The 23781-nt window shown below is 65.1% G+C and carries 20 protein-coding genes; 12 read left to right on the top strand and 8 right to left on the bottom strand.

Annotated elements, in window-relative coordinates; genetic code table 11:
- The first annotated feature begins 490 nt into the window (after positions 1-490).
- The 5 genes from QWL29_RS14475 (at position 491) to QWL29_RS14455 (ending at position 6714) form a co-directional block, all read left to right on the top strand.
- A complete protein-coding gene (locus tag QWL29_RS14475; protein WP_305823586.1) occupies positions 491-1525 on the top strand; it encodes an adenosine deaminase in 1035 nt (344 codons plus the stop codon).
- A 27-nt stretch (positions 1526-1552) separates the two neighbouring features.
- Positions 1553-4084 carry an ABC transporter permease gene (locus tag QWL29_RS14470; protein ID WP_305823585.1) on the top strand — a complete coding sequence of 844 codons (2532 nt, stop codon included), beginning with the start codon at positions 1553-1555 and terminating at the stop codon, positions 4082-4084.
- Between the two features lie 175 nt (positions 4085-4259).
- Complete coding sequence (locus tag QWL29_RS14465) at positions 4260-4649, top strand: group II truncated hemoglobin (protein ID WP_305823584.1); 390 nt, start codon at positions 4260-4262, stop codon at positions 4647-4649.
- A gap of 1 nt (position 4650) precedes the next feature.
- Complete coding sequence (locus QWL29_RS14460) at positions 4651-5982, top strand: DNA recombination protein RmuC (RefSeq protein WP_305823583.1); 1332 nt, start codon at positions 4651-4653, stop codon at positions 5980-5982.
- A gap of 192 nt (positions 5983-6174) precedes the next feature.
- Positions 6175-6714, top strand: coding sequence for an REP-associated tyrosine transposase (locus QWL29_RS14455; protein WP_305823582.1), 540 nt, complete (start codon positions 6175-6177; stop codon positions 6712-6714).
- Positions 6715-7087: 373 nt separating this feature from the next.
- On the opposite strand, the gene QWL29_RS14450 is transcribed toward QWL29_RS14455, so the two are convergent.
- From QWL29_RS14450 to QWL29_RS14425, 6 genes are all read right to left on the bottom strand, one after another.
- Entirely contained in the window at positions 7088-7516 is a 429-nt protein-coding gene (locus tag QWL29_RS14450; RefSeq protein WP_305823581.1) for a hypothetical protein, read from the bottom strand.
- Positions 7513-7965 carry a CC0125/CC1285 family lipoprotein gene (locus QWL29_RS14445; RefSeq protein WP_305823580.1) on the bottom strand — a complete coding sequence of 151 codons (453 nt, stop codon included), beginning with the start codon at positions 7963-7965 and terminating at the stop codon, positions 7513-7515. The genes QWL29_RS14450 and QWL29_RS14445 overlap by 4 nt, the downstream gene beginning before the upstream one ends.
- A 14-nt stretch (positions 7966-7979) precedes the next feature.
- Positions 7980-8528, bottom strand: coding sequence for a hypothetical protein (locus tag QWL29_RS14440; protein ID WP_305823579.1), 549 nt, complete (start codon positions 8526-8528; stop codon positions 7980-7982).
- Positions 8529-8616: 88 nt separating this feature from the next.
- Entirely contained in the window at positions 8617-10494 is a 1878-nt protein-coding gene (gene moeA, locus QWL29_RS14435; RefSeq protein ID WP_305823578.1) for a molybdopterin molybdotransferase MoeA, read from the bottom strand.
- A 22-nt stretch (positions 10495-10516) separates the two neighbouring features.
- Positions 10517-11626 carry a GTP 3',8-cyclase MoaA gene (gene moaA / locus QWL29_RS14430; protein ID WP_305823577.1) on the bottom strand — a complete coding sequence of 370 codons (1110 nt, stop codon included), beginning with the start codon at positions 11624-11626 and terminating at the stop codon, positions 10517-10519.
- 142 nt (positions 11627-11768) lie between these two features.
- The gene (locus tag QWL29_RS14425) at positions 11769-14966 is read right to left on the bottom strand and encodes an Rne/Rng family ribonuclease (protein WP_305823576.1); all 3198 of its coding nucleotides are present in this window, start codon (positions 14964-14966) and stop codon (positions 11769-11771) included.
- Positions 14967-15643: 677 nt separating this feature from the next.
- On the opposite strand from QWL29_RS14425, the gene QWL29_RS14420 reads away from it, so the two are divergent.
- Genes QWL29_RS14420 through QWL29_RS14405 form a run of 4 tightly spaced genes read left to right on the top strand, consistent with a single transcriptional unit; the run spans position 15644 to position 18715 of the window.
- Positions 15644-16624: an RluA family pseudouridine synthase gene (locus QWL29_RS14420; protein ID WP_305823575.1), complete on the top strand. Its 981-nt coding sequence runs from the start codon at positions 15644-15646 to the stop codon at positions 16622-16624.
- Positions 16625-16662: 38 nt separating this feature from the next.
- The gene (locus tag QWL29_RS14415; protein WP_305823574.1) at positions 16663-17322 is read left to right on the top strand and encodes an HAD-IIIA family hydrolase; all 660 of its coding nucleotides are present in this window, start codon (positions 16663-16665) and stop codon (positions 17320-17322) included.
- Positions 17319-17681, top strand: coding sequence for a Rieske (2Fe-2S) protein (locus QWL29_RS14410; RefSeq protein ID WP_305823573.1), 363 nt, complete (start codon positions 17319-17321; stop codon positions 17679-17681). The genes QWL29_RS14415 and QWL29_RS14410 overlap by 4 nt, the downstream gene beginning before the upstream one ends.
- Positions 17682-17722: 41 nt before the next feature.
- Positions 17723-18715, top strand: coding sequence for a S49 family peptidase (locus QWL29_RS14405; RefSeq protein ID WP_305823572.1), 993 nt, complete (start codon positions 17723-17725; stop codon positions 18713-18715).
- Between the two features lie 279 nt (positions 18716-18994).
- On the opposite strand, the gene QWL29_RS14400 is transcribed toward QWL29_RS14405, so the two are convergent.
- On the bottom strand, positions 18995-19300 hold the full coding sequence (locus tag QWL29_RS14400; protein WP_305823571.1) for a hypothetical protein: 306 nt from the start codon (positions 19298-19300) through the stop codon (positions 18995-18997).
- 212 nt (positions 19301-19512) lie between these two features.
- Here QWL29_RS14400 and QWL29_RS14395 point away from each other — a divergent pair, with 212 nt between their 5' ends.
- From QWL29_RS14395 to QWL29_RS14385, 3 genes are all read left to right on the top strand, one after another.
- Positions 19513-20235 (top strand): pseudouridine synthase, encoded by a 723-nt coding sequence (locus QWL29_RS14395; RefSeq protein ID WP_305823570.1) that lies wholly within the window; start codon positions 19513-19515, stop codon positions 20233-20235.
- 146 nt (positions 20236-20381) lie between these two features.
- Positions 20382-21422, top strand: a complete 1041-nt coding sequence (locus tag QWL29_RS14390) for a phospholipase A (RefSeq protein ID WP_305823569.1) — start codon at positions 20382-20384, stop codon at positions 21420-21422.
- 60 nt (positions 21423-21482) lie between these two features.
- Positions 21483-22490: a fumarylacetoacetate hydrolase family protein gene (locus QWL29_RS14385; RefSeq protein ID WP_305823568.1), complete on the top strand. Its 1008-nt coding sequence runs from the start codon at positions 21483-21485 to the stop codon at positions 22488-22490.
- Between the two features lie 12 nt (positions 22491-22502).
- Here the strand turns inward: QWL29_RS14385 and QWL29_RS14380 are convergent, their stop codons facing one another.
- Complete coding sequence (locus QWL29_RS14380; RefSeq protein ID WP_305823567.1) at positions 22503-23657, bottom strand: hypothetical protein; 1155 nt, start codon at positions 23655-23657, stop codon at positions 22503-22505.
- Between the last annotated feature and the right edge of the window lie 124 nt (positions 23658-23781).

The raw sequence follows: 23781 nt of genomic DNA, 5'->3' as shown, positions 1-23781 counted from the left end.
CTTCCTTGTTATGAGCGGGCGCCCCGGGTAGCGCCGCGCAGGTGGCGGCGGCTCGGGCGGGTACTTCTTGTTCCGATCGGCTTGTGACCGATTTTTCCTCTGTGGAGAGTCTTCTTGTATTGCTGAAATTTATTATGTGCCTATCCGTTCTCGAAGTCAAAGCAGTATCGTGTGCACGACCGTAACAGCAACAAGTCTTTGATTGTGAAGGGAAAACAAGGTTTTTTAGGCAGTGCGGAGAGGGGCGAAAAATGGATGGGGCGAACCTCGCCGGAGGTGTGTTTCGCCCTGTTTTCGCGATGCAAACTGATGAGTTGTCAAAAGCCTTCAATCGATAGTGCACGATACCGCCAACGGGTGGCGCACGCATCCTGCATACTGGTTACAACCTCGCTTATACCCCTGCTTTTCCAATGAAAACAGGGCAGCGGCGGCATCGGTTACACTTGCCGGTCAAGCCCTGCCATATTGACTTTAGCTGGAGAAAATCATGCTGACCGAGCAACTGCGCACCACCCTTCAACAGATGCCGAAAGCGGAGCTCCACATCCATATCGAGGGTTCGCTGGAGCCCGAACTGATCTTTGCGTTGGCGCAAAGGAACGGCGTATCTCTGCCTTACGAGTCGGTCGAGGCGTTGCGCCAGGCCTACGCTTTCAGCGACCTGCAATCCTTCCTCGACATTTATTACGCCGGCGCGAGCGTTTTGCTGACCGAGCAGGACTTCTACGACATGACCGCGGCCTACCTGCACAAGGCAGCCGCCGACAATGTGCGGCACGCCGAGATCTTCTTCGATCCGCAGACCCATACCGCGCGCGGCGTGCCGTTCGAGACCGTCATCAATGGCATCTGGCGCGCCTGCCAGGAAGGTCCGATCAGCGCCACCCTGATCATGTGCTTCCTGCGTCACCTGTCGGAAGACGACGCCCTGGCCACGCTGGACCAGGCGCTGCCGCACCGCGACAAATTCATCGGCGTCGGTCTCGATTCCTCGGAAGTCGGCCACCAGCCGGAAAAGTTCGCGCGCGTGTTCGAGCGTGCGCGCCAGCTCGGCCTGCGTCCCGTGGCGCATGCCGGCGAGGAGGGCCCGCCGGCCTATATCGAGAGCGCGCTCGACGTCTTGAAAGTCGAGCGCATCGACCACGGCGTGCGCTGCCTGGAGAGCCCGGAACTGGTCGAGCGCCTGGTGCGCGAACAGATGGCGCTCACCGTGTGCCCGCTCTCGAACATCAAGCTGCGCGTGTTCGACGTGATGGCCGCGCACAACCTGCGTACCCTGCTCGACAAGGGCCTGGCCGTCACCATCAACTCCGACGACCCGGCCTATTTCGGCGGCTACCTGAACGAGAACTTCATCGCCGCCTTCGATGCGCTGCCGCTGGACGTCTCGCACGCCCGGCAACTGGCGCGCAACAGCTTTGCCGCCGCCTTCCTGGGCGACGAAGCGAAGCGCGCCTTCCTGGCCGAAGTCGACAGCTTCTTCGAACACGCGGCGGCCGACACCGTCGTCAACCCGACTTAACGCAGCGATAAAAACGAGGAGCCGCCCGTGCTGATCCAGTCCCTCCGCATGACCGCGCGCGACTGGCGCGCGGGCGAACTGCGCTTCCTGCTGGTGGCGCTGATCGTCGCCGTTGCCGCCCTGTCCTCGGTTGGCTTCTTCATCGACCGCATGCGCGCCGGCCTGGCGCGCGACGCCAACCAGCTGCTCGGCGCCGATCTGCTGGTGAATGCCGACCAACAGGTGTTGCCAGCCTGGCGCGCGGAAGCCCAGCGGCGCGGCCTGCTGCTGGCCGACACCGTTACCTTCCCCAGCATGGCGCAGGGCGGAGAGGGCGAGGATTCCCAGGCCCAGCTGGCGTCGATCAAGGCCGTCTCGAATGGCTATCCGCTGCGCGGCGACCTGAAGATCACCACCAACCCCGATGATGCCAGCAGCGCCATCGGCCAGCGCACGCGCGAAGTGCCGGCGCCAGGCACGGTATGGGTGGACGCCAACCTGCTGCCGGCGCTGGGCGTAAAAGTCGGCGACGCGCTGCAGCTGGGCGACAGCCGCTTCACCATCGCGCAATTGATTGCGGCCGAGCCTGACCGCGGCGCCTCGTTCGCCAACTTTGCGCCGCGCGTGATGCTGAATATCTCCGACCTGCCGGCCACCGGCCTGGTCGACAACTTCGCGCGCGTGACCTACCGCATGCAGGTGGCGGCGCCGTCGAAGAACGACCTTGCGCGCGTACGCGACTACGACACCTGGGTACGCGCGCGCATCGGCGCCGACAATGTAAAAGGCGTGCGCGTCGAGTCGCTCGAAAACGGCCGCCCCGAAATGCAGGCTACGCTGGACCGCGCCGACCGCTTCCTGTCCCTCGTCGGCCTGCTGTCGGCCATGCTGGCGGCCGTCGCCGTGGCGATGGCGGCGCGCCGCTTCATGCAAAGGCACCTGGATGCCTGCGCCATGCTGCGCTGCCTCGGCATGACCCAGAACGGGGTCGGCGCCATGTACCTGATCGAATTCGCATTGGTCGGCCTGGCGGGCAGTTTGATCGGCGTGGCCGTGGGCTTTGCCGCCCACTTCGTGCTGCTGGAACTGATCGGCACCTTGCTGCCGGCCGACCTGCCGCCGGTGTCGTTCCTGCCGGCGCTGCAGGGCATCGCCACCGGCATGCTGCTGCTGGCCGGCTTCGCGCTGCCGCCGGTGCTGCAATTGCGCAACGTGCCGCACAACCGTGTGATCCGGCGCGAGCAGGCGGCGCCGCAGCCGATGGCGCTGGCCACCTATGGCCTGGGTACGGGCGTGTTCGTCGCGCTGCTGCTGTGGCAGGCGGGCGACCCGAAACTGGCCTTGATTACCGCCGGCGGCTTCCTGGCCGGCTTCGCCTTCTTCGCGTTCGTCGCCTGGCTGGGCCTGCGCCTGCTGCGCCGCCTGCGCGGCCTGTCCAGCAACCAGAGCTGGCGCTTTGCCGTCACCTCGCTGCAGCGCCGCCCCGGCGCCACCATAGTGCAGGTAGTGTCGCTGGCGCTGGGCCTGATGGCGCTGCTGCTGCTCACGGTCGTGCGCGGCGACCTGGTCGCGGCCTGGCAGCGCTCGACGCCGGAGAACGCGCCGAACCGCTTCATCATCAACGTCCTGCCCGACCAGAAGGACGACGTCACGAAGCGCATCGCGAGCGCAGGCGTCGAGCAGCCGGTGCTGTACCCGATGATCCGCGGCCGCCTGACCGCGGTGAACGGCCAGCCGGTCACCTCCAGCACCTATACGAGCGACGATGCGCGCCGCCTGGCGAACCGCGAATTCAACCTGTCGACGACGGCGGATGCGCCCGAAGGCAACGACATCGTCGCCGGCAGCTGGTACAAGGATGCGCCGGGCGTGTCGGAAGCTTCGGTCGAGCAGGGCATCGCGAAGACCCTGGGCCTGAAGCTGGGCGACGTGATGCGCTTCGACATGGCCGGCATCGTGGTCGACGCGAAGATCACCAGCCTGCGCAAGCTCGAATGGGGCTCGATGCGCGCCAACTTCTTCGTCATCATCAACCCGCAAGCGATGGTGAATGCGCCGGCCACCTACATGACGGCCTTCCACCTGCCCGAGCGCGGCGCGAACCTCGCCAGCACGCTGGCGCGCGCCTACCCGAACCTGACCGTGATCGACGTCAGCGGCATCATCCGCCAGATCCAGGAAGTGGTCGACCAGGTGGTGACGGCGGTGGAGTTCCTGTTCCTGTTCACGCTGGCGTCGGGCGTGCTGGTGCTGTATGCGGCGCTGATGGGATCGCAGTCCGAGCGTACGCGCGAAGCAGGGCTGTTGCGCGCACTGGGCGCCACGCGCAAGCAGCTGGCGACGGCGCAGCGCATCGAGTTCGTGCTGGTCGGCGGCCTGGCCGGCTTGCTGGCGGCGACCGGGGCGGCGGCGCTGGGCTGGGGACTGGCTACTTACCAGTTCAAGTTCGAATGGGCCTTCGAGCCGGGCGTGTGGCTGGCCGGCGTTGTGGTCGGCGCGGCCTGTGCCCTTATCGGCGGCTGGCTGGGCCTGCGCAGCGTGCTGCGCCAGCCGCCGCTGCAAACGCTGCGCGAAGCGTAAATCTGCTAACGCTATTCGGGCGTCACGCGTGGGCACGGGGCGCCCACCCTACGCATCGCACGTACGTTGACGCAGGCACACCTAGGGTGGGCGCTCCTGTGCCCACGCGTTCAACGCACGCGTGCAACTCGTAGCGATTGTTCCAGCCTGGCTCCCGACGCGGTATCATGACGCCATGTCAGAGACTCAAACCCTGTACGAAATCATCGGCGGCGAAAGCCGCTTGCGCGAACTGGTCGACCGCTTCTACGACCTGATGGAACTGGAGCCGGAATTCGCCGGCATCCACGCGCTGCACCCGAAACCCAACGACAGCTCGCGCGAGAAGCTGTTCATGTTCCTGTCCGGCTGGATGGGAGGGCCCGACCTCTTCATCGAACGCTACGGCCACCCGCGCCTGCGCGCACGTCACCTGCCGTTCGCCATCGGCACGAGCGAGCGTGACCAGTGGCTGCGCGCCATGGCCTGGGCGATGGAAGACATCGGCATGGACGACGAGCTGCGCATGCGCCTGATGCAGTCCTTCTACCAGACCGCCGACTGGATGCGCAACAGGGCCGACTGAGATGACGACCATCCAATTTGCGGTACTGGTGGCGGCGCTGCTTGCCGTGATCGTCCTCCAGGTGCTGGTCCTGCTGCGCGCGCGCCCGGGCGACGGGCAGGGCAGCGGCCAGCAGTTCGAACGCGTCGAGCGCGAGCTGCGCCTGGAGCTGCAGCACAGCGCGCAAGCCACGCGCCAGGAACTCGTGGACCACATGGCCCGGCACCAGGCGGCCACCGTCCAGCAGCTCGACAGCATGCGCCAGCAAATGCAGCTGCATGCCGCCGGCGGCCGCGAGGAACAGGCGCGCGCCCTGAAGCGCTTCGCCGACACCCTGCAGCAGACGCTGGCGAATCTCACCGAATCGAACGCCCAGCGCATGCTGGAAGTGCGCGCCACGCTGGAAACCAAGATCCGCGACCTGCAACTCGATAACGCCAGGCGCCTTGAAGAGATGCGCCAGACCGTCGACGAAAAGCTGCACACGACGCTGGAAAACCGCCTCACCGAATCGTTCCGCCACGTCTCCGAGCGCCTGGAGAAAGTACACCAGGGCCTGGGCGAGATGCAGCAGCTGGCAATCGGCGTGGGCGACCTGAAGCGGGTGCTGACCAACGTGAAGACGCGCGGCACCTGGGGCGAAGTGCAGCTCGAGATGCTGCTCGAGCAGGTGCTCACCGTCGACCAGTATGCGAAGAACGTCGAGACGGTGGTCGGCACCAACGCGCGCGTCGAATTCGCGATCAAGCTGCCGGGCGTGGTCGATGGCGGGGCGCCCTTGTGGCTGCCGATCGACGCCAAGTTTCCGAAGGAGCAGTACGAGCGCCTGCTCGAGGCCCAGGACCGGGCCGACGCCGACGGCGTGGCGCGCCACGGCGCCGAGCTGGAACGCGCGGTGCGCGGCGAAGCCAAGACCATCTGCGACAAATACGTGTCGCCGCCGCAGACCACCGATTTCGCCATCCTGTTCCTGCCGACCGAAGGCCTGTACGCCGAGGTCATGCGCCGTCCCGGCCTGGCCGACGACCTGCAGCGCGCGCTGCGCGTGACGATTGCCGGCCCCTCGACGCTGACCGCGCTGCTGAACAGCCTGCAAATGGGCTTCCGCACGCTGGCGCTGGAGAAGCGTTCGTCGGAAGTGTGGCAGGTGCTGGGCGCGGTGAAGACCGAGTTCGGCAAATTCGGCGACGTGCTGGCCGCCACCAAGGCGACGCTGGAAAAGGCCGCGAAGAACATCGAGAACGCCGAAGTGCGCAGCCGCCAGATGGCGCGCAAGCTGAAATCGGTGGAGGCCTTGCCGAGCGAGGCCGCGCAGCTGATGCTGGGGCCGGACGGCGCGGACCGGGACGATTGAGCGCTGGCATGTCAGGGGCTTAACCCTTGGCGATTACGCTGATATCGTAGGGTGGGCGCTCCGTGCCCACGCGTTACCTATGCGCCGACGCGGCGTTTATTGAATCGATGCGCCGCAACTAATTGATACGTCTCATCAATCATCCACGATCATCAGGAACGGCTCTACGCGTCCTCTACAATGCGCGCTACCATGTCCCGCTACCGCCGCTCACGTACTGGCTCGACCTACTTCTTCACGCTAGTATCGTACCGGCGAAATCCAATTCTGTGTCTCCCGCCAATTCGCACAGCCTTGCGCCGCGCCTTGGAAGACGTACGCATCACACGCCCATTCGACATCGACGCATGGGTGCTGATGCCCGATCACCTGCACTGCATCTGGACCCTGCCGGAGGGTGACGCCGACTATTCGACACGCTGGGCCATCATCAAAAGCTCGGTTTCCCGGTTTGCGCTAGTGTCCACGGTATCGACTGGCACGCGTAATCCATCCCGCATCAAGCACCGTGATGCCTCGATCTGGCAACGCCGTTTTCATGAACATGAAATTCGTGATGATCGCGATTTCGAGCGGCACATGGATTACATCCATTTCAATCCGGTGCGGCATGGACATGCGGCGAGTGCGGCAGATTGGCCGTATTCGACGTTTCATCGGTATGTGAAGCAGGGTGTGTATCCGGCTGATTGGGGTGGGACGCCGCAGGTGGAGGCGATGTGGATCGAGTAAGGCAGGAGGCCGCAGGATGCGGGATTGGGCCGCATGCATTACGCGTGGGCACNTATCCGGCTGATTGGGGTGGGACGCCGCAGGTGGAGGCGATGTGGATCGAGTAAGGCAGGAGGCCGCAGGATGCGGGATTGGGCCGCATGCATTACGCGTGGGCACGGAGCGCCCACCCTACGAGGATGTGAAAAAATCGCCATGGCTGCGTTGCCTCGTCTCGCCGTACGCTCGTACTGTTTTCGACTCGGCGCCTTGCCCTGACGATTTTTTCACATCCTCTACGTGTTTTGCCGTTATCGTTATCATTTCAGCGATGGCCAGGCGGATACCGATTTTTCGGAAGATGACGTTGCTGAGGCGCGTCCTTATCTGCACCTTATTGACATATTCCCGGCGCCGGCATGGCGTCCGTGACGAGCCGGAGTCCGTATTCCGCCGACGGGTCGTGCCGCATCAGCGTGACGAAGCATCGTTCGGCGCGTGCTTCAACGGTGAAATCATAGGTCTGGCCCGCCTGTGGCATGAAGCGCAGCGACGGCGAACAGTGGCCTGCACCTTGCTTGAATTCGGTCGTCAACTGCACCATGCGGCCTGCCGGCACGCTCGCATGGCCGCGCGTGTCGGGGTGCAAGGCGAATGCGGTTCCGGAGACGCAGATGTGGGGCCGGTCGACGTTCACGAAACGGACCTGGGCAAGCGCTTCCGACGGCGCCGGCTGGTAATCGGGTGCCGCGCAGGCGCACAGCGTCATGGCGCACAGCGTCATAGAGAACCACACGCCAGGCAAGCCGTTCCAGCGCTTCATGTGGGATCCTTGAACACGATGGGCTTCAGGTTGGCCAGCGTTTGCGCGGTGGACAGCAAGCCGGGGCCGGCTGCCGGGTGCAGCTTGATATAGACCTCCGCATGCGGAATGCCGAGCAAGGTGGTTGGCCGGACGGTGTCGGCGCGGCGGTCCTGCAGCGCGTCGGCCAGCGTCTGGTACAGGGCGAAGTAGGGACTTCCTTCGCGCTGGGCGATCTCTGCGCACCGGTACAAGGCGTAGTGCTGGACCTGGTACATCAATATCGCTTGATTGCCGGCATACCTTACCTTGATCAGTCCGCCCGGCCCTCGTTCCTCATCGTAGCCGCCCCCCGGATTTTTCACGAGCGAGGACGAGCGTGCGTCCTGGTAGGCCGTGGAGCATGCCGTCAGCGTTGCAGCCAGCACCAGGGCCAGCGCCAGGCTGCAGCTTGTCGTGTGATTGCGCATGGGCGGTGGCCAGCTTAGCGGGACACGCTGACTCGGGGTACATAAGGCGTCGACGCGTGCCGCTCGCCGTTCTTGACCGTGCCGGCCAGGGTCTTGACGCACGAGTATTCAGGCATCGCCGTCGGAATGGTCCGGTTGTCCTGGTCCGTCAGCGTTATCCGGCAAGTACGGTTATCGCCTTCGGTCTGGAGCATGGCGAGATAACGCTTGCCGTTTTCGGGAGTGAAGGTCGCGGTGACGGAACAGCCCCAATTGCCCTTGAATCCCTGCGCGTTGAGGGTCGTCAGCGCGAAGGTGAGCGGTTTGCCTGGAGTCAGAAGGATGGTGGAAAGCGCTTCCTGGCTGTTCATGGAAGTCTTGCTTGCTTTCATCTCTGCCGCTTCACAGTGTTCGTTGGCAAAGGTGTAGAGATTACCTCCGCGCATGACCATCGTACCTGTGGCGTCGTTATTGATGTGCGCCGTCAGCGAGTTCGGCAAGTCGTTCTGGACCGCGGGGCCGTGGGCGCAGCCCGTCAATGCAACGATAAGAATCGAATGGAAAACACCGTTTTTCAGCTTCATATTATCCCGAGTAAAAAATGGTAATTACTAAAAGTAAATCTTATCCATTTTTTAATACTCGAGCGACATATATCTCTACTGTGGAGTTTTATACCAATCCTTCGAATGGCAGGATATCGACCATGTCGCCAGCGGCGACATTCCCCTGCCCGTCGTGCAGCACCACCATGCAATTCGCCTCCGACATCGAGCGCAAGATGCCCGAACCCTGGGCGCCGGTGATGCGCACCCGCGGCATGCCGTCGTCGCCGTGCGACAGGATGCCGCGCTGGTACTCGGTGCGGCCCGGCTTCTTGCGGATCGCGCCTTCGGAGCGCGCGCGCAGCAGCGGCAGCGGGGCGTCGGCGCCCATCATGCGCAGCAGGGCTTCGCGCGCGAAGAAGTAGAACGACACCATCACCGCCACCGGATTGCCGGGCAAGCCGAACAAAAATGCGCTGCGCCCGTTCGAATTAATGCGGCCAAAGGCCAGCGGGCGGCCCGGACGCATGCCGATCTTCCAGAAGGTGACGTCGCCCAGGCGCGCCATGATCTGGCGCGTGTAGTCGGCCGCGCCCACCGAGACGCCGCCCGAGGTGATGATGGCGTCGGCGTTCTCGCAGGCGGTGCGCAGGGCCGCTTCCAATGCTAGCGGGTCGTCGCGCACAATGCCCATGTCGACGATCTCGCAGCCCAGGCGCTGCAACATGCCGTAGATGGTGTAGCGGTTGCTGTCGTAGACGCTGCCGCTGTCCAGGGCCTGGCCGATCGAGCGCAGTTCGTCGCCGGTCGAGAAAAAGGCCACGCGCAGGCGCCGCACCACGGGCAGTTCGGCGATGCCGAGCGAAGCGGCCAGGCCGAGGTCGGCCGGGCGGATGATCTTCCCGGCGCGCAGGGCAGGGCTGCCCGCCTTCAGGTCTTCGCCGGCAAAGCGGCGGTTGTCGCCGGCGCGGATGGTGCCGGCGCCCAGCACGATCTCGCTCGGGCTTTCCTGCGCCACGAATTCCTGCGGCACCACGCTGTCGCAGCCAGCGGGCATGACGCCGCCGGTCATGATGCGCACGCATTCGCCCGGCCCCGGCGCCACCTCGGAGGGACGGCCGGCGAACACGGTGCCGACCACGTCCAGGCGCGTGTCGCCGTCCGGCACCAGGTCGCCGCCGCGCAGCGCATAGCCATCCATCGCCGAGTTGTCGTGGGCCGGCACGTTGATCGGCGAGACGATGTCGTGCGCCAGCACGCGGCCTAACGCGGCGCGCAAGGCGACCTGCTCGACGGCGCCGACCGGCTGCACGAATTCGCGGATGACGCGCTGGGCGTCGCGCACCGGCAGCGCCTCGGGATCGTAGGCGGACAAACAGCTCGTCACGTCGGCGAGACGTGGCGGCCGGCTGGGGTCCAGGCTGTGCAGCTCGTCGAGCGTGTTGATGTTGCGGAAGGCGTCGGCATCCTCGAACAGCACCTCGACCGCCTTCAGGTCCTTGTACCAGCCATCCATGCGCCGCCCGCCTCCTGCCAGGTAGGCCGAGAGCACAGGCAGCAGCGCCGTCTTCACCAGGCAGAACACCGGATGCGCCTGCACCCGCATGCCCGCTTCCTGGGTGGCGGCAAAGGCCAGGTCCGCGTCCTGCTCTTGCAACACACTGAACAGCCGCTCGGCCAGGTCGGGTGGCAGGAAGGGCGAATCGCAGGGCGCGGTGAGCAGATACGGTGTCGCGCAGCGGCGCAGGCCGGTTTCCAGTCCCGCCAGCGGCCCGGCAAAGCCCTCAAGGTCGTCCTGCCACACCGGCACGCCAAAGGCGGCGTAGGTATCGAGGTTCTGGTTGGCGTTGATGGCCACGCCCGCCACTTGCGGCGCCAGGCGCGCCAGCACGTGGGCCGCCATGCTGCTGCCACGGAAGGGTTGCAGGCCCTTGTCGACGTGGCCCATGCGCGAGCCGCGTCCGCCCGCGAGGATCAAGCCGCTGATCGAATCGTTCTTGTTCATGCTTGTTATCCGCTGCTTGTCGTTAGCCACCGATGTAGGACATTTCGACGCGCCGTGCGCCGCGCTGCAGGCCATCGGTATGGATGGTGCGCGTTTCCGAATAGCGGTCGTCGCGGCCGCGCCAGAGGCGGGCGACGGCGCCGGCGATCGCCAGGTCGTCGTGCCCGGCGCGCAGCAGGGCGCGCAAATCGTGGCCGCGGGTGGCGAACAGGCAGGTGTAGAGCTTGCCCTCGGTCGACAGCCGCATGCGGCTGCAATCCTTGCAGAAGGCGCCGGTGACCGACGAGATGACGCCCACTTCGCCGCCGCCATCGAGGTAGCGCCAGCGCGCCGCGGTTTCGCCCGTGTAGTTGGCGGCCAGCGGCGCCAGCGGCAGCTCGGCATCGATGCGCCGCACCACTTCGTTCGAGGGCACGACTTCGTCCATGTTCCAGCCGTTCGAGGCGCCCACGTCCATGTATTCGATGAAACGCAGGATCACGGGCGAGCCTTTGAAATGGCGCGCCATCGGCACGATCTGGTCGTCGTTGCTGCCGCGCTTGACGACCATGTTGACCTTGATCGGCCCCAGGCCCACGGCATGCGCCGCCTCGATCCCGGCCAGCACATCGCTAACTGCGAAATCGACGTCGTTCATGCGCTTGAAGACGGCGTCGTCGAGGGCGTCGAGCGAGACCGTCACGCGGTCGAGGCCGGCGTTCTTCAGGGCCTGCGCCTTGCGCGCCAGGATCGAGCCGTTGGTGGTGAGGGTGATGTCGAGCGGGCGGCCGGAAACGGTGGGCAGGGCGCGCAGCATCGCCACCAGGTGTTCCAGGTTCTTGCGCAGCAGCGGCTCGCCGCCGGTGAGACGGATCTTTTCCACGCCGTGGGCGATGAAGATGCGCGCCACGCGCGTGATTTCCTCGAACGACAGCAAATCGCCGTGCGGCAGGTAGGGATAGTCCTTGCCGAAGACTTCCTTCGGCATGCAATACACGCAACGGAAATTGCAGCGGTCGGTAACGGAGATGCGCAGGTCGTGCAGCGGACGCGACAGGGCATCGGCCAGGTGGCCGGTGGGCGCGTCGGGGAGTGCGGGAACGGCGAGCGCGGGCGCGCGCAGGTCGTTCAGCATGATGATTTTTTCAGCCATGCGATACGATAGCATGCGAGGGCAAAGCGCACAGGCGAAGGGTGGAATCGGCCCCGGCCGCAGGCTGGTAGTGAAGGTCGGTAAGCGAGCAAAAAAAGGGGAGCCCGCAGGCTCCCCTTTCATTGACAGCAACGCTGCCGGATTACTGGCGCGTATCGACCTGGACCAGCGGCTCGTCGACCGGCGCTGCGACCGGCTTGCGGGCACGGCCAAGGCGAACCGGAGCGGCGGCTGCCGCGGCGGCTTCCTGGGCTGCACGCAGCTTTTCAGGATCGGTCGCTGCCAGGGTCAAGCCGGCGCTGCCGAGCACTTCGTCGAGGTTGGCCGCAGGTGCGGGAGCAGCCTGGACCGGTGCCGGTTCGGCTTGCACCGGCGCGGCGACAGGTGCCGGCGCCTGGACGGGCGCGGCAGCCTGCACCGGCTCGGCGGCAGGCGCAGCAGCCTTGGCGACAGATTCGGCGACAGGTTGAGCAACAGGCGCAGCAACAGCTTGAGCAGCAGGCTGGGCAACAGCTTGAGCAACAACGGGCACATCGGCGATGGCGACAGGCTCGGTTGCCGGTACAACTTCCTGGGCGGCCGGCTGGACGGCCGGCTTGGCCTGGCGTGCAGCGATCGAGGCCGAGGTCGGGAAGAACCAGGCGTCGGCGGTCGGCGCCTGCACCGCAGGCGTTGCAGCTTCTGCCTTGGCAGCGGCGGGAGCAGCAGCCAAGGCAGCCGGAGCGGCTTGCGCCGCAGCCTTGGCCTGGCCGGCCGCCACCGAAGCGGCGGTCGGGAATGGCCATGGGGCCAGACGATCCTGCTTGGCTTCCTTCGGAGCGCGCGGCTTGCGGCCTGGCTTCTCGGCGCCGGCAGCAGCCTGGACCTTGGCGGCTTCTTCGTCGGCAACCGGCATGAAGGCCGGAGCGCCGTCGTGTTCGCCGTGCTCGCCCGCTTCCATGCCGTCCTGGTCACGGTCGCGGCGGTTACGGTTGCGGCCACCGCGGCGGCGGCGGCGGCGCGGCTCGTCGCCGCCTTCAGCATCGAGCTCCTCGCCGTTAGGACCGGTCGAGACGACGGCTTTCACCGCGTGGTCGAGCTGGTCGCCGTGCGGCGTGGTGGTCGACAGTTCGCTCACCGGCGTCGGGATTGCCTCGATCGCGTTCAGTTCCTCAGCCTTGGCTTCAACTGGCTGGGTGCGTTCGCCACGCTCGCGCGGCTGGCGCGGTGCGCGTTCCGGACGCTCGGCGCGCTCGCCACGTTCCTGGCGTTCGCCACGGTCCGCGCGCGGCGCCGCAGGGGTCGCTGCCACGGCGGCCTGGGCAGTATCGAGCTGCTCGCGCGGCTCACGCGGTGCGCGCGGCTCGCGTCCTTCGCGCGGCGGACGCGGTGGACGCGGGGCTTTTTCCTCGCGCTCGGCCTTGGCGGTCTCGTCGACGCCCGGCTTGGCGTTCAGGTCGCGCTCTTCACGCTCGCGGCCAGGTTTGCCGTTGCGGCCATTGCGGGCACGCGGGCCACGGCTGTTACGGTCGCCGCCACGGTCGGCCGGGGCAGGGGCGGCCGGCTTGGCCGCTTCCACCGGGGCCGGGGCCGGCGCAACCGGTTCCGGTGCGCCGAGGAAGAAGGCTTTCAGCTTGGCCATGAAGCCGACCGGCGCCGGAGCGACAGGCGCAGCCACCACTGGCGCGGTAGCCGACGCCTCAACCGGCTTGGCGGCGGCTTTCACCGGCTCGCTGCGGTCGACCACAGGGGCCGGCTGGGCCGGAGTGATGCTCTTGACCACGGCTTCCTGGCGCGGCTTGGCTTCTTCCTTCTGGCGCTTGCTGTAGGCCATGTCGGTTTCGGCGGTCTCGGCCAGGGTGTAGCTGGCGGCGGCGTCTTCCAGGCGCGGATCGTCGTGCTTGATGCGCTCGAGCTTGTAGTGCGGGGTGTCGAGGTGCTTGTTCGGCACCAGGATCACGGTGATGCGGTGGCGGTTCTCGATTTTGAGGACTTCGCCACGCTTCTCGTTCAGCAGGAACGCGGCGACGTCGACCGGCACCTGCACGTGGATGGTGGCCGAGTTTTCCTTCATGGCCTCTTCCTGGATGATGCGCAGGACTTGCAGGGCCGAGGATTCGGTATCGCGGATGTGGCCGGTACCCGAGCAGCGCGGGCAGGTCACGTGCGAGCCTTCCGACAGCGAAGGACGCAGGCGCTGGCGCGACAGTTCCATCAGGCCGAACCGCGAGATCTTGCCCATCTGGACACGGGCGCGGTCGTGGTGCAGGGCATCCTTCAGGCGCTGCTCGACTTCGCGCTGGTTCTTCGCCACTTCCATGTCGATGAAGTCGATGACGATCAGGCCGCCCAGGTCGCGCAGGCGCAGCTGGCGCGCCACTTCGTCGGCGGCTTCGCAGTTGGTGTTGAAGGCGGTGGTCTCGATGTCCGAGCCGCGCGTGGCGCGTGCCGAGTTGACGTCGATGGAGACCAGGGCTTCGGTGTGGTCGATGACGATCGCGCCGCCCGATGGCAGCGGCACGGTGCGCGCGTAGGCGGTTTCGATCTGGTGTTCGATCTGGAAGCGCGAGAACAGCGGCACATCGTCGCTGTAGCGTTTCACGCGGTGCGCCATGTCGGGCATCACGTGGCTCATGAACTGCTGGGCCTGGTCGTAGATCTCGTCGGTGTCGATCAGGACTTCGCCGATGTCAGGCTGGAAGTAATCGCGGATGGCGCGGATGACCAGCGACGACTCTTGATAGATCAGGAAAGGACCGGCGGCCGACTTGCCGGCGCCTTCGATCGCGCGCCACAGCTGCATCAGGTAGTTCAGGTCCCACTGCAGTTCTTCGACGTTGCGGCCGATGCCTGCGGTGCGGGCAATCACCGACATGCCGGTTGGCAGGTCGAGCTTGTCCATGGTTTCGCGCAGTTCCTGGCGCTCTTCGCCTTCCACGCGGCGCGACACGCCGCCGCCGCGCGGGTTGTTCGGCATCAGCACCAGGTAGCGGCCGGCCAGCGAGATGAAGGAGGTGAGGGCCGCGCCCTTGTTGCCGCGCTCTTCCTTCTCGACCTGCACCATGATTTCCTGGCCTTCGCGCAGCGCTTCCTTGATGGAGCAATTGCGCACGTCGACGCCGTCACGGAAATAAGTGCGGGCAACTTCTTTGAAGGGGAGGAAGCCGTGGCGGTCTTCGCCGTAGCTGACGAAGCAAGCTTCGAGGGAGGGTTCGATGCGGGTGATGACACCCTTGTAGATATTCGACTTGCGCTGTTCGCGTCCGGCCGTTTCGATATCGATGTCGATCAGTTTCTGACCATCGACGATCGCTACGCGCAGCTCTTCTTGCTGCGTAGCGTTAAACAACATTCGTTTCATTTTTATAAACTCCGCGGCCCGTGGGCCGTGCCAAAGCCGCCTTGCCAGGGCGGCCAAAGTACAGGGACATACGCGGGAGGGGAGTGTTGGAGGGGGTGGTTGCCCGGGCGTGGGGGCCGGCAACGCAAACGCGTTGCTGCCGCCACAGGGCGCAAATGGGGTCGATCGTCATGCCGAGGGCACGCCGCAACTGTAGCTGTACCCGGGCCGCTTCAGGAGCGGCGCAACAGAGTCAGCCAGGCGGTGCGCGCAACAACCAGCCAAACCGTGCCAGCGCTCTTCATACTGCAGACTTCGAGCAGGCGATAAAATCAGCCTTTACTCGCTAGCCTTACGGATGAGGCCTACATCAGGTCGGGCGAACGACAAGCGTTATCGACACCATCAACCGGCGAGCCTGAACAACACAGGCTTGCCGGTACTTATCCTTACAGTTCCAAACAATCCAATCCGGCACTCCTGCGCGTGATCCGATTACAACTGCGGTGCAACCCTGATCCACGCAGGAATGTGCGTACACGTTTTTTCCATCGAATTTGCTGCCAGCGGGGCCGATGGAACGCGCCCCTGTGTAAAATATCGTTTTAATTCTTACACCTGCAGAGGTTTCACCGCCGCCTGTCGATTATATATTCAAAATGAAGGACTTAGAGAGAATTTCTGGGAAGACAGAGCAAATGAAGATGCAAAACGATGTTGTTCCCCCTTCATCACAGGCACTAGCAGCAAGTTTCGTCACCATCACCGAAGAAGAAGCCGGCCAGCGTATCGATAATTACCTGCTACGCGTGTGCAAGGGTGTGCCGAAAAGCCATATTTACCGCATCCTGCGTTCGGGCGAGGTGCGGGTCAACAAGGGGCGCGTCGACCAGCTCTACCGCCTGGAAGCAGGCGACCTGGTGCGCATTCCGCCGATCCGCATTGCCGAAAAGGTGAATACGGCTCCCGTGCCGGGCGCCGAATTCCGCATCGTGCACGAAGACAGCCACCTGCTCGTGATCGACAAGCCGGCCGGCGTGGCCGTGCATGGCGGTTCGGGCGTGTCGTATGGCGTAATCGAGCAACTGCGGGCGGCGCGGCCTGACGCCAAGTTCCTGGAACTGGTGCACCGCCTTGACCGCGAGACCTCGGGGCTGCTGCTGCTGGCCAAGAAGCGTTCGGCGCTCACCAATTTGCACGAGCAAATGCGCGACGGTCATACCGACAAGCGCTACCTGGCTGCCGTGACCGGCGACTGGGTCAACAAGCGCCAGCACGTGAAATTGCCGCTGCATAAATACAGCACCCCAGACGGCGAACGCCGGGTCGTGGTGCAGGCCGGCGGCATGGAGTCGCACACGGTGTTCAGTCTGCTGCGCAAGTGGCCGGCGTTCGCCTTGCTGGAAGCCGAACTGAAGACCGGGCGCACGCACCAGATCCGCGTTCACCTGGCTTCGTCCGGCTTCCCCATCCTTGGTGATGACAAGTACGGCGATTTTGCACTCAACAAGCAACTGCAGAAAGCCACCGACACGCGCGGCGCGCTGCGCAGGATGTTCCTGCACGCCTACAAGATCACCTTCACGCATCCGGACACCGGCGCCAGGATGACCTTGCAGGCACCCTTGCCCGCCGAGTGCGACCGTTTCTTGGTAAGCTTGGGCCAGCCGCTTAACTAATATTACGGAACACACAGGAGCCGGCCCAGCCGGGAGAAATGGCAAGAAAGCAATTTGATCTGATCGTGTTCGACTGGGACGGCACGCTGATGGACAGCACGGCCGCCATCGTCAAGTGTATCCAGGCAGCGGCGCGCGACGTCGGCCTGCCGGTGCCGAGCGACGAGGCGGCTTCGCACGTCATCGGCCTGGCCCTGCCCGAAGCCATGCAGGTGGCCGTGCCCGACATGGAGCCGGCCATGTACCCGCGCATGGTCGAGCGCTACCGCTACCACTTCCTGACGAAAGACCACGAACTGGTGCTGTTCAAGGGCGTTCGCGAGATGTTGAGCGAACTTTCCCAGCAGGGCTACTTCCTGGCGGTGGCCACGGGCAAGAGCCGGGTGGGCCTGAACCGGGCCCTGAACGCGGCCGGGCTGCTGTCGATGTTCGACGCCACCCGCTGCGCCGACGAAACCTTCTCCAAGCCACACCCGGCCATGCTGCAGGAACTCACGCGCGAACTGGGCCAGGACATGCGCCGCACCGTGATGATCGGCGACACCACCCACGATTTGCTGATGGCGAATAATGCGGGGGCCGCCGGCATCGCGGTGGAATACGGCGCCCATCCAGTGGATCAGTTGCTGGCCTGCCATCCAGTGTTTTCCGCAAAAACCGCGGCCGAGCTGCACGCCTGGCTCGCCGAGAACGCATGAGTGAGGTGTTCATCTGCGATGCGCAGGCCCTGGCCGACGGCGGTCGGGGTCTGCGTTTCCCGGTGCGCGCCTTTGGCGACCCGGCAACCGGCTTCGTCGTACGCTTCGGCGGCAGGGTCTATGCTTACCTGAACCGCTGTGCCCACGTGCCCACCGAACTCGACTGGGTAGAGGGCCAATTTTTCGAGGCTAGCGGCGAATACCTGATGTGTGCGGTGCACGGCGCCGTCTACCGTCCCGACACCGGCGTCTGTGCGGGCGGGCCTTGCCGCGGTGCGCGCCTGCGGGCGATTGCCGTGCGCGAGGCCGACGGCCAGGTATGGTGGCAACCCGACGAGCGCATCGCCGCGCCGGCATGATGGACTGGACAACCGCAGGCCCTTAACTTTATCGATTGCTTATGAGCGACAACATCAGGAACGATGGCGAAAGCCGGCTGGCAGCCAACCCGACCGCAAGCAACTGGGAACGCGAAACCCTGGAGAAGCTCGTCTTCTCGACCATCAAGGAGCGGCGCGCGGCGCGGCGCTGGAGCATCTTTTTCCGGCTCGCCTTCCTGCTTGTGCTGGTCGTCGGCCTCTGGACCTACCTCGGCCTGAGCTTCGGCAGCGACGACGAGAACCTGGGCCGCCACACGGCGCTGATCGAAATTAACGGCGAAATCGAAGCAGAAGGCAGCGGTTCCGCCGACAATGTGATTCCTTCGCTGAACAAGGCCTTTGCCGACGCCGGCTCGGCGGCGGTGGTGATGCGCATCGACAGTCCCGGCGGCAGCCCGGTCCAGGCCGGCATCATCGTGGACGAGATCCTGCGCCTGAAAAAGGGCTATCCCGACAAGCCGCTGTACGTGGTGGTCGACGAAATCTGCGCCTCGGGCGGGTATTACATTGCCGCCGCAGCCGACAAGATCTACGTCAACAAGGCCAGCATTGTCGGCTCGGTGGGCGTGCTGATGGACAGCTTCGGCTTTACCGGCACCATGGAAAAGCTGGGCGTCGAGCGGCGCCTGATGACGGCCGGCGCCAACAAGGGTTTCCTCGATCCTTTCAGCCCGCAGTCGGAAAAGCACCGTGAGCATGCCCAGGAAATGCTGAACGAGATCCACCAGCAATTCATTTCGGTGGTGCGTGCCGGCCGCGGTGCGCGCCTGAAGGAAACCCCGGAAACCTTCTCAGGCCTGTACTGGACCGGCGCCAAGGCGGTGGACATGGGCCTGGCCGATGGTTTCGGCACGGTCGACACCGTGGCGCGCGATATCGTGAAGGCCGAGGATATCGTCGACTACACGGCCCACGAAGGCTTGCCGGAGCGGGTGCTGAAGAAATTCGGCGCCTCGGTGGGCGAGGGCGCGGTGAAGACCATGTCGCACACGGTGTTGCCGCAGCTGAAGTAAGGTGATGTGATTCGGGTGGAAGTGATTCGAATTGAACTGATCTTGCTCAATTGTTCCTTGAAAGTTCCGCAAACTGTCCTATAGTGGACTTCGTGGTTCTTTCCAGGGAGGGCGACCAATAACAAGTGCCAACCTGTTCGCAATGTTTCATTCGTTGACGCTCGCACCGCATGCGTGCGGTATTTGAGAGAATTCCATTCCTCACACCACCTGCCCTCCAGGGGAAGTGAAAACGACGGTGCAAGCCGTCGTTTTCTTTTGTGGAGAAGGACGAGGAATTCAAGCGCGGGCGTCGTCGGATTCGACTGCCTGGAGCAGGGGAGCGCCGTCGTCGTGCTGGACAAAGCCGCCGGCTTCGAGCCAGGCCTGGAAATCGCGCTGGGCGCGGGCAAACCAGGCGGCGCGCAGGGGCGCGTTGACCTGGCCATGCAGGTGGGGAACATTGCCGCCGCGGGTCCAGCGGGCAAAGGCGAGGCGGGTCGGGAACATGACCGTGTGCGAACGGGCCAGCGACAGGCGCATCGCCTTGAGCGATGCCGGAGCAAAGGGTTGGACATTGTCCTGGGTAACTTTCACTGGTTGCATTATCGTCATCCTCTGAGTGGCCTGCTGGTTATTCCTACCGCATCCCTCATCAATTCTGCTGGTTGCGTTAGGCCGATTCCTAATGGAGTTGAAGTCTATCAACGGTTGGTCTGTTCCGATTGATCTACGTCAAACCGAACGCCTCATCTCTATCCCAGCAGTAATAGCTATCAGTCTTTGCCGACCATGGGCCATCTGGTACAGTCTCGCCCATGAGTAAATTATCCCTGGACCGTATCCTGCAATCGCAGGGTTTTGGCACCCGCAAATACTGCCGCGCCCTGATCGAGGACGGCGACGTTGCCGTAAACGGCGTCATCGAAGACAACTACAAGGCCACGATCGACACCGCCGGCCTGGTGCTGACCGTGTTCGACGAAGAATGGGTCTACCGCGAGCACGTGTATATTGCGTTGTACAAACCGGCGAACTTCGAATGTTCGCGTAAACCCAGCCACCATCCGGGCGTGCTGACCCTGCTGCCTGAGCAGTTCGGCTGGCGCGAAGTGCAGCCGGTCGGCCGCCTCGACCACGACACCACCGGTTTGCTGCTGATGTCGGACGACGGCCCCTTCATCCACGCCCAGTCCTCGCCCAAGCGCCACGTGCCGAAGATCTACCAGGCCACCACGGCCGAGCCGGTCACGCCCGAACTGGTCGAGCAATTGCTGACCGGCGTGCAATTGCACGACGAGCCGGCGCCGCTGAAGGCCGTGTCCTGCGTGCAGCGCGGCGAGCACCAGCTGGAAATCGTGCTGGAGCAGGGCAAGTACCACCAGGTCAAGCGCATGCTGGCCGCTGCCGGCAACCACTGCGGCGCGCTGCACCGCTCGGCGATCGGCGGGCTGACGCTGGAAGCCCTGGGCCTGAAGGAAGGGGAGTGGTGTTTCCTGGAGCGGGAGCAGCTGGATTTGCTGGTGCCGGCAACTAGCTGAATCGTCGATCAGGTTTAAACGTGCGACAACAAAACTGAACTTCTTGCAAACTTGTATTGACTCGCGTCAGATCGTGGTCGGCGCGAGCGTGCGCTGACGGACGCGACGACGCCATTTTGCAACCGTTGATTTCGTTTCAGCTCCAGATGCCGCTTCCATACCGCCCCTTCCTGCTCACGCTGCCCCTGCTTTGCGCCGTTGGCGCCCATGCGCAAGACACTCCGAAAGTCATCGCCGACTGCGCCAACATCCAGGACAACACCGCGCGCCTGGCCTGTTTCGATACCCTGGCCTCGACGCCGGCCCCGCGCACCGAGGCGGCAGTGGTGGTCAATCCGGTCGACGGCACCCAGGCCGCGACCGTGCCCGTGGTCACGGCCCAGCCTTCCGCCGAGAGCAGCGCCAAGTTCAGCCAGCTCGACCATTGGGAGCTCGACGGACCCTACCGCCGCGGCGTCTTCAAGTTCCGCCCGCACCATGCGAGCTACCTGATCGCCACCCGCAGCCACCGCACCAACGACGCGCCGTACGCGCCTTACCGCGAACTGAACGACGATGCCGACCTGTCGAAGGGCGAGCTGGCTTTCCAGCTGAGCTTCAAGATGAAGATGATCGAGGGCGCCTTCGGCAAGCCGGTCGACCTCTGGTTCGGCTATACCCAGAACAGCTTCTGGCAGGCAGCCAACAGCAAGGCCTCCAGCCCTTTCCGCGAAACCAATTACCAGCCCGAGATCATGGCGATCGCGCCGCTGGCCGTGAACCTGGGCGGCGTCGACCTGCGCTTCGCCGGCCTCGGTTTCGTGCACCAGTCGAATGGGCAATCCGGCTCGCTGTCGCGCAGCTGGAACCGCTTGTATGCCCAGCTGGGCGTGGAAAAGGACGGCTTCTCGGCCACCGCGCGCGTCTGGAAGCGCCTGAGCGAAAGCGACGACGACAATCCGGACATCGTCGACTACATGGGCCGCGGCGACCTGGCCCTGGCCTACCGCCGCGAAGGCCACATCTATTCGTCCACGCTCCGTTACAACCTCCACACCGACAAGGGCGCCATCCAGGCCGGCTGGGCCTTCCCGCTAGCGGGCAACCTGAAGGGCTATGCCCAGGCCTTTGCCGGCTATGGCCAGAGCCTGATCGACTACAACTACTTCCAGCGCTCGATCGGCTTCGGGGTGCTCGGCACCTTCTGACGGCGCTCCGGGAGGCGGGCGCTGCACTACAATGGCGCGTTTCCGTTTTCCTGAGCTCCCATGAAACTCGCCACCATCCACGACGGCAGCCGCGACGGCCAGCTGGCCGTCGTCTCGCGCGACCTGAAGACCGCGCACATGGCCGACGCCATCGCACCGACGCTCCAGGCCGCGCTCGACGACTGGGCCTTCATCGCGCCCCAGCTCGACAGCCTGTACGCGCAGCTGAACCGGGGCGAAGCACGCCGCGCCTTCGAGTTCGCGCCGCAGCGCTGCATGGCGCCGCTGCCGCGCGCCTGCCAGTGGGTCGAGGGGGCGGCTTACCTGCACCACCTGGAATTGCTGCAGCATGCACAGCATCCCACGCAGCCGGCTCAGTCATTGGATGATCTGCACGAAGAGCCGCTACTGGCCCAGGGCGCCAGCGACGCCTTCCTTGGTCCGCACGACGACATCCTGCTGGCGTACGAGGAATGGGGCATCGATTTCGGCGCCGGCATCGCCGCCATCGTCGACGATGTGACGATGGGCGCCACGCCTGACGAAGCGCATGGCAGGATCCGCCTGCTGATGCTGGCCAACAGCGTCTCGCTGCGCCAGCTGATGGCGGCCGAGTTCAACAATGGCTTCGGTTTCCTGCAATCGAAGCCGGCCACGGCGTTTTCGCCGGTGGCGGTCACGCCGGATGAACTGGGCGAGGCCTGGCGCGGCGGCAAGGTCCACCTGCCGCTGCGCGCCACCTGGAACGGCCACCTGGCGGGCCAGCCGGATGCCGGCGTCGACATGGATGTCAATTTCCCGCAGCTGATTGCGCACCTGTGCAAGAGGCGCCGGGCAGGGGCCGGCAGCATCGTCGGCTCCGGCGTCGTGTCGAACCGCGACACCAGGCGAGGCAAGGCGCCGCCGAGCACCGCGTGCATCGCCGAGCGGCGCGCGCTGGAGACCATCGCTGACGGCGTCCCGGTCACGCCCTACATGCGTTTCGGCGACACCATCCGCATCGAGATGCTGGATGAAGCGGGCAAGACGGTCTTCGGCGCCATCGAGCAGTCCGTGCGCAAGGCGTGACGGGGAGGCCCCTCAGGGGCCGTTCCAGAAGGCGCCGCCTGCCGCGTCACCCTTCAGGTCGACCTCGACCGGCTTGCCGATGCGGCGCAGCGTGTTCGCCATGCGCAGGCTGCCGTCCGGGGCATGCACCCGGTACCAGAGCAGGGCGACGCCGGACAGGCGCAGCGTCTGCCCGGTAAACAGGCTGTCGCGCACGATGCTCATGCCTTCCAGGCGCAGGTCGAAGTCGAGCACGGCGGCGCCGGCGGTGCGGTTGGCGTAGCCGAGGTAGCGCGCCGCGTTGTAGAGCGGACTGCGCTCGCCGGTTTCGCCGGCCTTCAGCGAGTCGATAAAGGCGTCGACCGCCTTCAGCGCCGCCCCGGCCGCGGCGGCGACCGTCCCCAGTTCCTTCTTTTCCTCACCCTTGGCCGCGTCCGCCAGCTTTTGCAGCTGGGCGATGCGGTTCGCGTAGTCGGCACGGTGCACCGCCAGCGCGCGCAGCCGGCCCAGCAGGCGTTCGTGCTGGACGGTGTCGAGTTCGCCAAGGTAGCCGCTGCCGAGCCCGGCCAACTGCTGCGGACAGGAGGCGGCCAGGGCGCTGGCGAACAGATCGCGCGCGCCGTCGCCATAGGCCAGGCCGGCGGCGCCCGTGTCGGTCTTGAACAGCGAGGCGGTATCGGCGCCGGCGCGCAGCAGGGCCGGCACCACGGTGAGCGCGGTCGACAGCGTGCCCAGCACGGCGCCGGGCGGCGTGTGGGCATCGACATAGGCTTGCAGTTCCTTGTTGCGGCGCGCCATGTCGTCGCCCATGCGCACCAGGGTGTCGTGCACGGTGCGCGCCGCCAGCACGCCCTGGCTGGCGAGCGGGTCGTACAGCACCACGCGTTCGCCGGCGGGCAGGGCGGTGCAGAGTTCCTGCGCCAGCTGCTGCGCCAGATCGAAGGCGCGCACCAGGCCGGCAGCGCCGAACTGGCGCGTCTCGACGCTGCCGGCCAGGGCGCGCACGTTGGCCGCCGGCAGCTGGGCCAGCAGGGCGGCGCGCTCGGCCTCCAGCCGGGCCTGGCGCGCCTCGGCCTCGCGCTGGGCCACCAGCGCATCGCCGGCCACCTGGGCGATACGCAGTTCCAGCGCATGTTTTGCGGCGTCGAGTTCGTCCTTCGTTACCTGGGCCGCGGCGGGCAATGCCAAGTTACCCATAATCCATAATACGGAGTATGTAATTTGGATTCGCGGAAATTGAATCATCAGATAGGCCGATTTGAATGTGTTACGAGTTGTAAAAGCCAGCGTTTGAACGTGGCAGAAATACGTC

Source organism: Massilia brevitalea, assembly GCF_030711405.1.
Classification (GTDB): domain Bacteria; phylum Pseudomonadota; class Gammaproteobacteria; order Burkholderiales; family Burkholderiaceae_D; genus Telluria; species Telluria brevitalea.
The sequence above is the reverse complement of the archived record's forward strand: the minus strand, read 5'-3'. Positions and strand labels throughout refer to the sequence as shown.